This is a genomic window from Paenibacillus sp. FSL W7-1279 (genome assembly GCF_037969845.1).
Taxonomy (GTDB): Bacteria; Bacillota; Bacilli; order Paenibacillales; family Paenibacillaceae; genus Paenibacillus_AQ.
This window is the reverse complement of sequence record NZ_CP150215.1, coordinates 2,176,364-2,191,207: the sequence shown is the minus strand read 5'-3', so window position 1 is coordinate 2,191,207 and position 14,844 is coordinate 2,176,364. Positions and strand designations below refer to the sequence as shown.

6 protein-coding genes are annotated in these 14,844 nt (G+C 55.2%); all 6 read right to left on the bottom strand.

The annotated features are described in order from the left end of the window. Positions 1 to 119: 119 nt before the first annotated feature. Positions 120 to 479, bottom strand: a complete 360-nt coding sequence (locus MKY82_RS09450) for a histidine triad nucleotide-binding protein (protein ID WP_071222932.1) — start codon at positions 477 to 479, stop codon at positions 120 to 122. Between the two features lie 272 nt (positions 480 to 751). Continuing rightward, positions 752 to 4,201, bottom strand: coding sequence for an AAA family ATPase (locus tag MKY82_RS09445; protein WP_339296006.1), 3,450 nt, complete (start codon positions 4,199 to 4,201; stop codon positions 752 to 754). Further along, positions 4,202 to 5,380, bottom strand: coding sequence for an exonuclease SbcCD subunit D (locus MKY82_RS09440; protein WP_339296005.1), 1,179 nt, complete (start codon positions 5,378 to 5,380; stop codon positions 4,202 to 4,204). It abuts the gene before it with no gap. Between the two features lie 51 nt (positions 5,381 to 5,431). Further along, positions 5,432 to 9,547 (bottom strand): helicase-exonuclease AddAB subunit AddA, encoded by a 4,116-nt coding sequence (addA, locus tag MKY82_RS09435; RefSeq protein ID WP_339296655.1) that lies wholly within the window; start codon positions 9,545 to 9,547, stop codon positions 5,432 to 5,434. Between the two features lie 5 nt (positions 9,548 to 9,552). After that, the gene (gene addB / locus MKY82_RS09430; protein ID WP_339296004.1) at positions 9,553 to 13,083 is read right to left on the bottom strand and encodes a helicase-exonuclease AddAB subunit AddB; all 3,531 of its coding nucleotides are present in this window, start codon (positions 13,081 to 13,083) and stop codon (positions 9,553 to 9,555) included. Between the two features lie 306 nt (positions 13,084 to 13,389). Continuing rightward, positions 13,390 to 14,763 (bottom strand): class I SAM-dependent rRNA methyltransferase, encoded by a 1,374-nt coding sequence (locus MKY82_RS09425; protein ID WP_339296003.1) that lies wholly within the window; start codon positions 14,761 to 14,763, stop codon positions 13,390 to 13,392. Positions 14,764 to 14,844: the final 81 nt, after the last annotated feature.

Genomic DNA, 14,844 nt, shown 5'->3' with positions numbered 1-14,844 from the left:
GGGCAAACGGAAATAAGGTGTCAACCTTAGGCGTCTATTTTACAATAGTCTCAGGAATTGGAACAACCCCGCAGCGACGTTCCGCTGCGAGGCTGATCTATTTCTTCATTGGCCTGATGTTATGTATGCGCGGGCGAAATGCCTGTTAAAGCGCCTAAACGGCGACCGCCCATCAGATGATAGTGCACATGAAACACCGATTGTTCCCCATCAGGTCCGCAGTTGTTAATTAACCGATAACCGCTTTCCGCAATGCCCAGCTTGGCAGCGGCTTCTTTCGCCGCTTTGTGCATCTCGCCAATCAGCAGCAAATCTTCATCCTGAATATCGTTCATGGATGCGATATGCTTCTTGGGAATAATCAGAACATGAACCGGCGCCTCCGGGTTAATGTTTTGAAATACAAGCACCTTATCATTCTCGAGTACTTTCGTGGAAGGAAGCTCCCCTTCTACGATTTTACAAAAAAGACAATCCATCACGGTTACCCCTTTCATACGTTTACATGCTTTTATCATATAAGAAATTAGGCAGTGCGTCCAATGAGATGACATTAAGGCATACACAAAAAAAGAGAAGCACCACTGGAACGCAGCTGTCCAGTAAGGAGGCGCTTCATCACGAGAGCAAGGGAAAAGATTGGAATCTCTCATGATCAAGCGCCTGCCCGGTGCTTCTTAACTATGTCGGCTTATCTGTACTATAACAGCGCCATGTAGCTGTTTCCGTGATGTAGATCACATCAACCGTGCTACATCGATTCGATCGCAAGCTGCGATCCGGCTCCCGCTTGCTCCGCCGGCCGTACGACCAGCTTCCGCGGCAGACGCGCCCGAAGCTCGGGCACATGACTGATGATGCCAACGGTCAGCTTATCGGTATGGAGCCGCTCAAGCGCGGTGATGACCGTTTCCAGCAGCTCCGGATCCAGCGTGCCGAACCCTTCGTCGAGGAAAAAGAACTGCAGCGGATATTGCCCGCGCAGCTGAATCTGTGCCGAGAGTGCCAAAGCCAAGGCCAATGAGGTCAGAAATGTCTCGCCGCCCGATAACGTGGATACCGGACGCCGGACGCCGCCGTTGGCATCGTCCCGAATGACGAAGCCTCCACCGGAATCCACCTCAAGCGAATAGCGCTGCTTGGTTAAATAACGAAGACGCTGGGAAGCCGACTGACTCACCTGCATCAGCTGTTCTTCCGCAATATATTCAACAAATGCGTTTCCACGCAAGCAGGACTGCAATTTGGACAAGCGCTCGCTCTCTCGTTGAAGGTTAAGACGCTGCTCTTCCAATTCCATAAACCGGATGTGACGTTTGTTCAGGTCCTCCAAGTCACGCTCGGCTCGGGCTCTCGCCTGAAGGGCCTCCTCATCGGCTGTACGGGCCGCCTGAAGCTCGGCTGTGCACCGTTGCCACTCCTCTTCATGAAAAGGGCTCGCACCAAGCTTCTGCTCGACGTCGCGAAGCCTCAGCGTCCATTCCCGCTGTCCTTCCCGATGGGCTTTCACTAACTGTGCGCATCGTTCACTTTCTTCCGCACTTAGACAGGCTTCCAGGACGGCAAGCTCCGTAGCGAACGGTGAGGCTGCCAGCTGGTTCTCCCAGGCAAGCTTGGCAGCTTGGTGCTGCTCCTGCGCAGACCTCTCAGCCTGTTCTGCAAGAGCCGCTTCCTTGGCTGCATGCTGAGCCTTTTCTTCTGCCTTCCTGCACTCGCTTCTGGCTTGTTCAGCAGCTTCCTTCAGCAGGGTCATTCTGGACCGGCATTCTCCGAGCAGCTCTTCAGCCGACCGGTCGCCGATCCATGCCCGGAGACGCTCTTCCTTATCCTTCAGTCCATCCGCCTTTCCCTCACGCTGAGCATCCCATTGAATCAGCAGCTTCTCCAGCTCACGAAGCTGCTGCTCCAAGCGAAGGACGGCCTGCTTCTTCTCCTCAATAAATGGAACGCTGCGCTCCAGCCCTTCCTTTATGGACTCGGCTTCCGCATCCTTCTCTTGCATGAGCTGAAAACGGCCGGCTGCCTCCTCCAGAGAGAAGTCCGGCTTGACTTCCTGCCAGGAGGTTAAAATGCCTTCAGCTTCAGCTTCCAGTCCTGCCAGCTGATCCCGAAGTTGGTTCCAAGTCATTTGACCATTCTCAAGCGCAGCGCTCTGTTTCATAAGCTCCTGCTGGCATGTGAAGAGGCTCTGCTGTACCTTGGAGGCTTCCGTACGGCATTGCCCGATGGCTGCAGCCTGGGTTGCGGCTGCTTTTATGAGCCATGCCGTGTCTGAAGCCAGCTTTTCTACATCGTACGGTTGATCAGCGGCTGGTATCGTTGACACTGCTGCCTCCATCCATCCTTGTTGCTCCTGCCCGGCTAGTTTGACGGCAAGCAGCTCGTCATCTGCATACGGCTCAATCTGCGAACGCGTTTGGCTTGCCAGCGCCTCCGCTTCGTTAAGCTGCCCCCGCAGGGTTAATCTGGCCTCCTGGATCTGATGAGTGATCTGTGCCAGCTGATTCATGGCCTCATCAAGATGATCTTCAGGGTGCCCTGATGAGGCAGCAGGATGAGGATGATGTTCACTTCCGCAAACCGGACAAGGAGCTCCTTCCCGAAGCTCGGCGGCGAGCGAAAGGGACAGCGCATGAAGCTGCTTGTTGCGAAGCGAGTCGCTCATCGCCTGGTTTACCTGAGCTGCCGCGGCCGCCATCCGGTCGGCAAACGACGAGGCTTCGGCTGCATCACGCTGCAAGCTGTCAGCTTGCACGGAGAGCTGTATGTAGTGCCGCTGCAATTCTTGCTCCTGCTTCTGCAGGGCAATAAGGCTTGCTTCTTGCTCCTTCAGCTTGCTCTCCTGCGATTTTAACTCGAGCTCAGCCTTTTGCTTCCGTCTGCCGGCCGACTCAAGGGCTTGGACCTTCTGCATCGCCATATGAAGCGCTTGACGCTCACCAGAGCGGATCTCAAGCCCTTTCAGCTTGGTCTGCAGCTCCTCCTGCCGCTTTTGCCCCCGTTCGAGCAGCACCTGTTCCTTCTGCAGTTGGGCAGTTACTCCATCAAGCTCTTTGCGTGCGTCCACTCGCTGCGCATCCAGCCTAATCAGTTCTTCCCGTAATCCATCACGTTCCCGCTGCAATAAAACAGCCTGCTCCAGCTGCTGCTCCCGAAGCACCAGCTTCGGCTCCTCGGCCCGAAGAGCTGCCTGGGCAGCTTCATCCGCCTTGACGGCTTGCTCCGCCGCGTTCTGAGCGGATGCGGCTTGCGCGGTGAGTCCTTCGGCAATCTGCCTCCGATGATCCCAGACCTTGCCGGATTCGCGCCAAGCTTCCAGCGCAGGAAGAACAGCGGCTGCCGCCCCTGTCAGCTCAAGCCGTCGTTCCAGCTGCTTCATCTCTTCCTCGTGAAGGGCAAGTTCATCCAGCTTCCCTTGGAGCCGCCGTTTTTCCATATCCAACTCACGGATTTTCCCCATAGCTTCATGGGCTTCGATGGCGGCCTGGAGAAGATTCCGGGATGACGCCGCGTGTTTCTTGGCATCCTCCAGCACCGTAGTCGCTTCCGCCAGAGCTTCTTTGCCTGCACTGCCCAGCCCTTGCTGTTCAGCTTCGACGGATTTCAGCGAACCCTCTGTATCCTTCACGCGGCGGCTGAGCTTGATCGCAAGCAGGTCTCCGTACCGTTCCAAATGAAACAGCCGCTGAAGCATCTGCCGACGCTCACTCCCCTTCAGGGAGAGGAATTCAGCAAACTTACCTTGAGGAAGAACGACTGCACGGGTGAAATCATCCATTTTAAGTCCGATTTTCTCTTCTACGCAGCGGGTGACTTCGGCCAGTTTATCCGCCATCACCTGATCCCCATCGGGGGTAACTTGGATAAACCGACTCACCGTATTGCTGATGGAGAGCTCATTGACCCGTTTGAATCGGCGCTCTACCCGGTATCGCTCCAGTCCGGCAGCGGAGGACAACTCAAACGTAAAAGAGACGGACAAGCTGTCCTCCGAATGGTTCATGATGCCCTGGGTTCCGTTAACCGCACGCTCCACCTTTCCGTACATGGCTAGAGTAATAGCATCCAGCAGTGTGGATTTCCCGCTTCCCGTCGGTCCGAAAATACCGAAGAGTCCGGTTTCGCACAACGTCTCAAAATCAATCTCCTGCGGTTCTCGATAACTCTGCAGTCCGGATAATTTCAACAAGATCGGTTTCATCTACGACTTCACCTCCGTCCCGCCAGGCTCCTCTTCCTCTACAAGCTCCAGAAACAAATCGACCAGATGATCCTCGGGCTCCGCCCCGCCGGTTTGCCGCTGGTAGAACTTTCGGAACAGGTCCGGCAGCGGCAGCCGGGAGCGCTCACTCTCCAGCTCCAGCGCCTCCATCTCCGGGTAAACCGGACGAATGTGAACAATGCCGTCCCTGCTCTTTCGAAGTCGCTGAATGTCGGCAAGCCCCATGGCCTCCGTTAGGGATACCTCCAGATCTATGAATGCTTCAGGATCACGCCCCTCATCCAGCCACCGATATACTTCTTCCAGGCCGCCTTTGGCCTTCCAGCGAACAAGCGGGCGGCCGCTGCTAATAAACAGCTCCTCGATCACGGGGGCTCCTCCTGGCGATACGTCAACCAGGGTCACCGATTTGGCCTGTCCCGCTTCCGAGAAGCTATAGGCCAGCGGTGAACCGCTGTAGCGGATGATCCCCTCCCCTTTTACTGCCTGAGAACGATGCAGGTGGCCAAGGGCCGTGTAGGATGCACCTACAGAAAGTGCCAACGGGTCAACCGTGTACGCTCCACCGACCTGAATCGGTCGCTCGGAATCGCTCTCGACGCCGCCAAGCACATAGATATGGCTCATGGCCAGATTGACCGTCTGCGGAGAAAAATCCCTCGCCATCTTCCTCATCAGTTGTCCGACTCTCTCGCTATAGGCACGCCGGAGCTGATCCTCATCTCCATCGATCGAAAGCAGCTCATTGAGCCTGGCCTCCGACGGATAAGGGAGTGCCGCAATCTTGGCCGTTTCTCCGGTACGTGCCGCTGCAACCGTAACCGCATCGGCAACAGGTGTCCCGATCAGCGTTATGCCTCTGGTTGCAACAAGCGGCGTGATCGATGCAACCCGTTCCGGTTGATCGTGGTTGCCTGCAATGACCACCATGGGGCGCCCCCCCTCCGTAAGCCTGGCGGCCGCATCGTAGAACAACTGCTCTGCTGCCGCAGGCGGATTTACGGAATCATAGACGTCCCCCGCCATGAGGATCAGATCGGCCTGCTCTTCATCTGCCAGCTTAACCAGCTCATCCAGAAAGCGCTCCTGCTCGGCAAGCCTGCTCCGGCCTTCGAGCGTGCGTCCCAGATGCCAGTCTCCGGTATGCAAAATACGCATCGCTAATCTCCTCTCCCGCTTCAAACTTCTATATCAAATCAATAGAATTGACTATAGTTGAACGGCATGTCCCCCATCAAAAAAGTACAGCCATTTTTCATGAATGGGCTCGCCTAAAATATCCTCCAAGGCCTTCGCATATAGATCCAGCTGAAAGCGATACTGCTCGGCCAAGGCCGTAACGCCCCCGCGATGCTCCAGCACCCGGTCTGTTTTATAATCCAGCAGCACAAGTCTTCCGTTATGCCTGAACAGGCAGTCCACAACCCCTTGGATCAGGACGGTTTCGTCCTGAAGGAGCTGCACATCCGGGGCTGCTTGGCCCGCTTGGTCCGAGATTTGGTCCATGAAAGCGAGCCCTTGATAAGCTTCAGCTGCCGGGAGTGCATATGAAAACGGCATCTCGCGCCAGACATCCTCTGCATTCAGCAGCTGCTTCCCTACCTCGCAATCAAAAAGGCAGCTGATCTCCTGAGCTTCCACCGCTGTTGCCTGCTCACCGGTTATGATTTCTTTTTCTACAAGATGGCGGATCGTGTCTTCGATCTCCGGCGTCGGTTCCGCAGCTCCCTCCAGTCGTTGAAGAGGCACATGCTGCATGATCGTATGATACACGGTTCCCCGTTCCGCGGGTGTCAGCTTCGTTGACTCCATAAATTTCGGCCGCCGCAAGTTCAGTGTGAAGGAAGCGTCTCCCCCGATATTTTCCTTGCTCTGACGTTGTACAGCCTGCTCCTGAAGCAGATCCAGGGAGGGGCTGTCCTGTAAGGCAAGCAGCTTCTTCATCTCTGTTACGGACGTTTTGGCAGAAATTTGACTGACCGTTTCATATCGATAACTCCAAGACAAACGCTCATAGATGCCTGCACGTTGACCTTCTCCACCTTTATCTTCCGCTTCGGCTATACCAGCCACCGGAACAATCGGGTCGAGCTTGCGCAGGGCACTCAGCTTATTCATCCGATCGTCGCTATCCGCCCGCGTGTCTTCCTCAATGCCGGTCATGCCCTGCGCCAAGGATTCCGGCGTCTCGATCGAAAATATCCATTGCGATCGATCTTCCCCCAACACGCGTGAGCTTGTCTCCCCGGATAAACCCGCTTTTTCGCGGAGCACACCCGCGGATGGATGGCGAATCACGGCCGGGCCGATCCAATCCAAGTAACTCCGGCCCCGGGCAAGGACGTAATCCGGCAGAAGAAGCTCCGGGTTAAAGTCGGCTTGTGCCCACACAGTTACCTTTTTCGGCAAATCCTTCACCGTGCCGACCAGGATCATTTTCTCTTTAGGCCGGGTAAGGGCAACGTAAAGCACACGCATCTCCTCAGCCAGCAGCTCCAGCTGTGACCTGCGCCGGATCGCCAGATTAGGCAGCGTCGGATAGCTAACGCGCATGCCTTCATCCACAAACTTCGGTCCAAAGCCTAGCTCCTTATGCATCAGGAAAGGGGAATTCAAATCCTGCTGGTTGAAATTTTTGGATAATCCCGCTACAAAAACGACCGGGAACTCCAGCCCCTTACTCTTGTGGATGGTCATCAGGCGCACCGCGTTGCCCTGACTTTCCGTACCGCCGGCCGTGCCGAGATCCCCGCCTCGCTCCCGTAGCCGGGAGATAAAGGTCAGGAAGCGGAAGAGCCCTCTGGAGGCTGTATCCTGTTCATACTGCACGGCCCGGTCATACAAAGCAGTCAGATTGCCCTGACGCTGCTTGCCGCCGGGCAGACCGCCGACCCAATCCAAATAGCCCGTTTCACTGTAAATTCGCCAGATCAGATCGCTCAAACTTCCTTGGCGGGCTTCCTGCCGCCAGCGCTGAAGCCGATCCATAAACAATCCGAGCTTTGAGCCAAGCTCCGGGGATATCTCGATATTCTGACCTTCCGCTGATGGCGGAGCATCCGAAAGAAGGCTGCCAACCACAAGCTCATGACCTGCTGCCGCTTCGGCCAAGCCTTCCAGTTCTACGCCTGGGGTCCATTTGCCATCCACTAAGCCCACAGGGCGCGCCGAATCCATGACCGACGGGACGCTGCTTAACGCGACTGCCGCTTGAAGCGCATCGTAATAAGTCCCTTTGGCACACAGGCGCACCTGTGCCATCTCTTCCTCGGATAATCCGAGGATGGGCGAGCGCAATACGGAAGCCAGGGGAATATCCTGCCGAGGATTATCAATCACCTGCAGCAGCGATAAGATGATCTCCACTTCCGTCGCCTGAAAATATCCTTTGTTCTGCTCGCCAAACGCCGGAATTCCTTCCTGACGCAGCTCCTCTATAATTAACGGTGCCCATACCATGGCTGAGCGCAGCAAAATAACCATGTCCCCGTACCCTGCGGGCCGCATCGATTTCAGTCCCTTATCGTACACCATGAGCGGCTTCCCGCTTTCGCCTGTCATCTCACGGATTCTGCGGGCAATGGCGCGAGCCTCCAACTGGGCGGTTTCCATTTCAAGCGCCTCAACCTCAAGATGAGCCCCGTCTTCCTCGGAAGCCGAGTCTTCGGACTGCTCCTCCCCCCCTTTTCCAAGGCGGTCAATCAGTAGCAATTCAGGGATGTAAGGGTTCGTCCCATCCTGAATCTCCTGCTCCGGAAAGGAAGCGCCGCATACAAGCTCAGCCCGGGCATCATAGGCAATCTCGGCTACGGATTCATTCATGATCTGCCGGAACAGCAAATTGACGGCATCCACCACTTCCATCCGGCTGCGGAAATTACGGGCCAAATCAATCCGAATGCCGGCTTGAGCCGTGCTCGCGTCGGAAGAGAACGTCTTATATTTATCGAGAAACAGTCCCGGCTCCGCCAGGCGGAACCGATAAATACTCTGCTTCACGTCTCCGACCATAAACCGGTTGCCCGGCATTTCCCGGGAGATCAATCGTACAATGTCTTCCTGTACGCTATTCGTATCCTGATATTCGTCGAGCAGCACTTCATCAAACTGCTCGCGATATTCCATCGCCGCATCGGAAGGCATCATATGGCCCGGCACGGAATCGGGGTGGCGAAGAATATGGAGGCAATAATGCTCAAGGTCGTTAAAGTCGACCATGCCTTTAGCTGCCTTAGCCTCCCGGTATCGTTCGCCAAAAGCGATAACCGTCTCGGCCAGCTCCATCATCAGCGGCGCTGCCGTGTGTAGTTCCTGTAAAAACTCCGATGCCGGACGGCCAAACAATGCACTTTTCAGTTCGTTGATAATTTTCTTCACGTTATCGCGCAGTTCCTTAACCTGTTCCTGGAGCTCCGGCAGCACCTCATCCTTCCGAACGGATTTGAGCTTGCCGAAAGACGCCTCGCGGAAAATGCCGTACAGCGATTCCCACGGCGAAATATCGATGGCCTCAAGCAGGGAGGCGACCAGCCGCAAGTCGTCATCCAGATTGTCCACATACGGCGCAGGACCTCCCGGCTGCATGGCAATCGCCCTGGCTTGCTGCAGCAACCCGGCTGCTCCATTCAAGGCCAAGCGCGCATCCGCCAATATGCTTTGAACCCATGGCGTTTGCCCAAGGGCCTCCGTATCTTGCACCTGGAAGCCGGCAGCCGTTTCCTTAAGCCAGTGCGCCGGCCACGAATGGCTGCGGGAGAAATCGTAGAGGCGCTGCACGAGACGGTACAGCGCGTCATCTGTTCGCTCACCGCTAAACCAGTCCGCCAATCGCACAAAACGGCTCTCCGAATCGTCCTCGGCCTCGCCGTATTTCTCTTCGAACAGCTCCTCCAGCAAATCCTGCCGCATGATATCCGCCTCATGTTCATTCAGAATGCGGAATCCCGGATCCAGAGGTATTAACTGATAATATCGCCGAATGACTTCCATGCAAAAGGAGTGCAGCGTTGTAATCGACGCCCTGCCAAGCAAAGCGAGCTGGCGCCGAATATGCTCGTTGTCCGGATCCCGGTCCAGCTCACGGTCAAGCGCTTCCCGGATCCGTCCCCGCATTTCGGCAGCCGCTGCCTTGGTAAACGTAGCCACAAGAAGCCGGTCAACGCTGAACCCCGCGGAATCGTCGAGGATTTTGCGAATGATCCGTTCAACCAGCACGGCGGTCTTCCCTGAACCAGCCGCAGCTGCAACCAACATGTCATCGCCCGAGAGCGCGATGGCTTTCCACTGGTCGTCACTCCACATGCTGCCCTCAGGTTTTGCTATCATCTCTCTCACCGGCTCCCTCCTCCCTTCGGATGTCCAAGCATCTCCCAAACCTGATCTTTACCCGGTTTACCGAGCAGCTGATATTCGCTGCCCTCTATTGCGTCGTCGAACTGGCATACAGGCCGGAAGGAACAGTACGTGCAGGCCGTCTCCTGCTGAATCCGGTACGGCACAATCGCGACATCGCCTCCCGTAATTCTGGAGCCGATATTCAGCATGTTCTCCCGCACGGCGGACAACAAGGTCTTCCACTGGTCAGGCGTTGCCACGGCCGCGCTGCTGTAGAAGCTGCCGTCCGTTTTGACGGCGACGGGCAGAATGGTCGAGTGCCCTTTTTCAAGGAACGAATCCATGAGGGAAACCGCTTCGCGATCTGCCAGCAGCAGGCCCTTCATTTTGTATCGTTTGAGCAGCTCTTCTGCCGCCTGCTCCGGCGTCATGCCGTTTGCGGATTGCAGGATTGGATCATGAACGTGGAAATACAAGGTTCCCGCAGGCAAGGCCTGCTCGCCGAGCCAGTCCTCCGCAAACGTCAGCAGCACGTCCAGATAGGTCAGCATCTGCAAGGATAACCCGTAATAGACCTCATGCAACCGCAGATCCTTCTGGCTGGATTTATAATCAATGACCCGAAGCATGATCCCATGCTCTCCGCGTGCCATGTCAACCCGGTCAATGCGCCCGACAATCTCCATCTTGACCCCGTTCGGCAATTCAAACGTCAGCGGCGGCAGCGGCTTCCCGGGACCGAAATCGAGCTCGAGACCGATCGGCTCAAATTTGCCGCGCCTTGCTTGTTCGCCCAAAATTACGGACGCTCTGCCCACGATGTTTTTCAGCTTGCGCGATATATATCCGTATCGCTTGGAGCTCAATAGAATTTCACCCTGCAGCATGGGAGCTAGCCGATCGACCGTTGCTTCCGCCTCGCGCAGGCATTCCTCCGCGGTCAGGTCTCCCCAGCTTCGATGCTGTGATTGAAACTTCACGGCCATGCTGCTTAAGGCAGCATGAAACAGCTGCCCGATGTCAGGAGCTTGAAGACGGTACAACTGCCGTTCTCTCAGCTTCAAACCATGGGAGGCAAAATGAGAAAACGGACACGCAACAAAGCGCTCCATCCGGGATACGCTTGTCCGCAGCTTCGTTCCGTACAACTGCCTGCTGGTTTCCTGCTTAAGCGGCCGGGCTTCATTCCGGTAGGACAAGGACGAGAGCATCGAAGAAAGACGCGGCCTTAATTCCGGCTGCTCCGCATACCAGTTGTACACATGCCACCAAAAGTCCGGAATCTCCTCTCCATTCCTCCAGTCACGAAGCCGACCCGTTAAATAAGCAAGCGTCTTATCCGGACGGGCGGCATAATGCTCCTGCTCACTGGCTGATTGCCCGGCATGCGGTCTTGGAAACAATGGTACCTCTTCCATCTGAAACATCAGCTTCAAATGGCGGATGACCTCGGATGGCAGCAACGTCTTGCCTTCATCGTCCGCCGCAGGATAGCTGACCCACAGCTGATTACTGGCCGAAGTCAGAGCATTATAAATCAGGAACCGTTCATCCAGCAGTCTGCGGGATATGCTTGGAGCAAGCTCCAAGCCGCGGTCTTCGAGCTGAACACGCTCCGGTTCTGTCAGGATCCCATCGTCCTGGAACTGGGCTGGGAGAACACCATCATTAATGCCGAGCAGAAAAGCATATTTCACCCCGCCCGTCCGTGTCCGATCCATGCTGCCGATCAGCACTTGATCCAGAGAAGGTGGCACCAGAGCCATTTTCATCTCCGTAAGTCCCGTACCCAGCACGCCCGTGAACAATTCGGTGCTGAGCTTCTCCGTACCCATCATCTCCACAATCTGATCGAGCAGGTCAAGCACTGCCCCCCATACCTGGCGATGCTCCCTGGCTTCCTCAGGACGCCCGGCATCCAGGGCAGCGCGGCTTAACAGCTCGAGCTTCTCAGGAACAGCGGCTTCCTCCAGAAGCCGGTAGACTGCCGTGCTCTGATCCATTGCATTCGTTGCCTTCTTCATCCGCTTCTCAAACGCATGCAGCGGCTCCGTAATCACCTTTCTGGCATACTCAATCGCCTGCATCCCATGCGGATTTCGCACCTCACTCTCTCCGTCTTCTAATGAGAGACTTGGAATTCCCTTCCAAGGGCGTCCATCCGTCCAGCGTGTGCCCTGGATTCCGGAAGCCAGCACATGGTTTTCCAGACGGTCCATGTCCTCACGGGTAAGCGATCCGTCCAGCGGCAGCAGCAGATCCGTCTTCACACAGCGGAATACGTCCTCATAACGCCAACGGCGTCCGATGATATCCAGCGCAGAGCGAATAAATTCGACCAGCGGATGATGGAGCTCGCTTCGCTTCTGATCCAGAAAATAAGGAACGCCGTGTTCCCTGAACAAAGGACCTATCAGATGCTCATATTCTCCCATATTCCGGACAAACACGGCCATTTCCCGGTATCTTGCCCCTTCTTCTCGGGCGAGACGCACCATTTCGCGTACAGCCCCTTCAATTTCAGCCCGGCGGTGACTGGCAGCATGCAGAAGAAGACCTGCCCTGCTGCCGTCCGGATGGCTCACTGTAACGCCGTCACGGGCAGCTTCCGTCCAACGTTTCTTCCGATCATAACCGCGCTCGAGATGGGCAAGCAGAGGGGACTCTTGAAACCGCGGAAGAACATCGGGTTGCAGAATACGCTGCTCCATATCCAACCCCATCTCATCGGCAATGCCTTCAAGCTTTATGTACGTCACCGCGGTAGGATGAAAGAGATCCAGCTCATGCGGAACATTCCCGTTCGTATAAGGCTTGTCCAGTGTCAACGCAATCGTTACGCGGTTGGCATGCGTCATAATTTCCCGGAGCACCCGGTACTCCTGCGGCGTAAAGCCATGGAAGCCATCGATCCAAATGTCCGCGCGCTTGATATACTCTGATTGGGTCACGCCCTCTGCCAATGAGGCCAGCGTATCTTCCTCATCCATGTAGAACCTTGAAATCTCAAGCTCAAAATCGCGAAAAACCGTTACGATGTCCTCCAGCTTGCGCCGAAGCATCGGAGAATTCCCAGAGCCAGACAGCATCTGTCCCAGCTGCTCCTCCACGCAGGCAGCATCAATGCAATAGCGCTTCATTTCTGTATACAGCTCGCTCAGCTTACCGACAAATCCATGCTGCTCTCCCGAAGCACCGAACAATTGAAGCTCTTCTTTGCGCCTCCGCAAAATTTTGTACAGCAGCATGCGCTTGCCTTCTTCGCTGATCGCCACCTTCGCGGCCCCGCCGGTTTCCTGCATGACACGGTAAGCCAGTCGGCGGAAACTGAGCACTTGCGCGCGCATCATCCCGCGAATGCCTCCCGCATTAACGAGTGCATGCTCCGCTTCATAGGACCCTTGCTCGGGAACGATCAGTATCATCGGATTCCCCTTGGGATCTTGCTCCAATCGCTCGATCATCTCTTGGCGGATCGACGTGCTCTTGCCGCTGCCCGACCTGCCGATAACAAATTGAATGCTCATGCTATGCCTCCTTTACATCGTCTCCGAAAAGGACTCCTTCACCCTTCAAAACAAGCTGCGTTTCCGGTGAAATCATGCCCTTGAATCTATTAGTCAAATGCATCAAAATTCATATAAAATCCCTGTCTTGGTTCGTTCTCTATCAAAAAAGATGCTGATTACTAGTATAGCATAAGTATCGTTTGATGGAACATACGTTTGGATTTCATTCCCATTCCAAATTATTGCGGGCATACAAAAAAGGACCCTGCCATCGTGGTTCACCCACCATGGCAAAATCCTTCGCATCTACCGTCCTGCTGCACTTTAAAGTTTCGATTTGCTGCGCACTTCAAACACGGCAAATTTCAAATAATGCCCCTCGTCGACCCCGAGAATTTGCGGATGATCCTTGCCAGCCGCACGCCATTCCACGAGTCTCAGAATTTTTCCGGCGTCTTTTGCCGCATCCTGAATGGTCTCCAGGAACAAATCCGGCCGCATATGGTACGAGCAGCTTGCCGTAACCAAATAACCGCCCTCATTCACCAGTTTCATGCCATGAAGATTGATGTCCTTATATCCGCGGCAAGCCCCTTTAACGGCAGACCTGGTTTTGGCAAAAGCCGGCGGGTCCAGAATAACCACATCCCATGAACGTCCGCCTCCTGCGGTCAGCGGTTTGGAGGTATCCACTTTCTGATCCCCTTGCGCACGCAACTCGCGTTCCTCCAGCCCTTTTACCTGATTGCGCAAATATTGGAAGGCATCGTCCACTACAAACTCCACGCGATCCTGGAATCCGTTCAATTCCACATTCTCTTTGGCGCTTTCAATGGCATGCTCCGATATGTCAAGGCAGGTCACTTTCTTGGCGCCATAAAGGCAGGCATGCAGCGTGAAACTGCCCGTATGCGAAAAGCATTCCAGCACCGTGGCTCCATCCCAATAAGGAAAAGTAACTTCCTTTCCGCTTTTGTTCACTGGTATGGTCTTCTTCTCACCGTCTCGTTCCACCGTCTGGAGCGTGATCCCGCTGCGGCTTCCCCAACCATTCATTAACGGTTTAATGGATGCCCGGTTCTCGCGCTGATCAAAGAAATATCCCGTCTTCTGGCCTTCTTCGATATCCACCTTGATCTTTAGGCTGTTCTCCGTCACCGTGACGTGGCGAGGACATTCCCCGTATAGAATACCCGTGCGCTGCTCCAGCCCTTCCAGTTCCCGGATGGACACGTCGCTTCGTTCATAGATTCCTTTCGGCTGGACCACCTCGACAAGCGCGTTCACGATGTCCTCACGGCAGCGATCCATCCCCAGCGTCAGCAGCTGCATGACCAGTACGTCATCAAAACGGTCCACAATCAGCCCCGGCAGAAAATCCGCCTCGCCATATACCAGCCGGTAGGCGTTCTCATCTTCGATAAACCGTTCCCGGTGTTTCAAGCATTCCTGAAACCTGGCGGCGAAAAAAGCCTTGTCCATCGTCTTAACGGGCTCGTACGAAACGGTACGTACGGTGATTTGCGATTGCGGGTTGTAATAACCGGAGGCGAGAAAGCGGCCTTGATGGTTTAGTACCGATACGATATCCCCCGGCTTGGGTTCACCTTCAACAGAGGCAATCTCGCTTTTATAAACCCAGGGATGCCCCTGCTCCAGTCTCTTTTTTCGACTGCGCTCCAAAATTACCGATGGCACTGTATTTCACTCCTTAAGTTATCCCTGGCCATTTCCATAGGCATGCATGTCCGCCAAGGGTCATATACGTAATTAAGAAAA

Bases quoted from the DNA above. Each gene is read 5' to 3' on its own strand.
- addA (WP_339296655.1), bottom strand. From the start codon at position 9,547: ATGATAGCAAAACCTGAGGGCAGCATGTGGAGTGACGACCAGTGGAAA.
- MKY82_RS09445 (WP_339296006.1), bottom strand. From the start codon at position 4,201: ATGAAACCGATCTTGTTGAAATTATCCGGACTGCAGAGTTATCGAGAA.
- addB (WP_339296004.1), bottom strand. From the start codon at position 13,083: ATGAGCATTCAATTTGTTATCGGCAGGTCGGGCAGCGGCAAGAGCACG.
- MKY82_RS09440 (WP_339296005.1), bottom strand. From the start codon at position 5,380: ATGCGTATTTTGCATACCGGAGACTGGCATCTGGGACGCACGCTCGAA.
- MKY82_RS09450 (WP_071222932.1), bottom strand. From the start codon at position 479: ATGGATTGTCTTTTTTGTAAAATCGTAGAAGGGGAGCTTCCTTCCACG.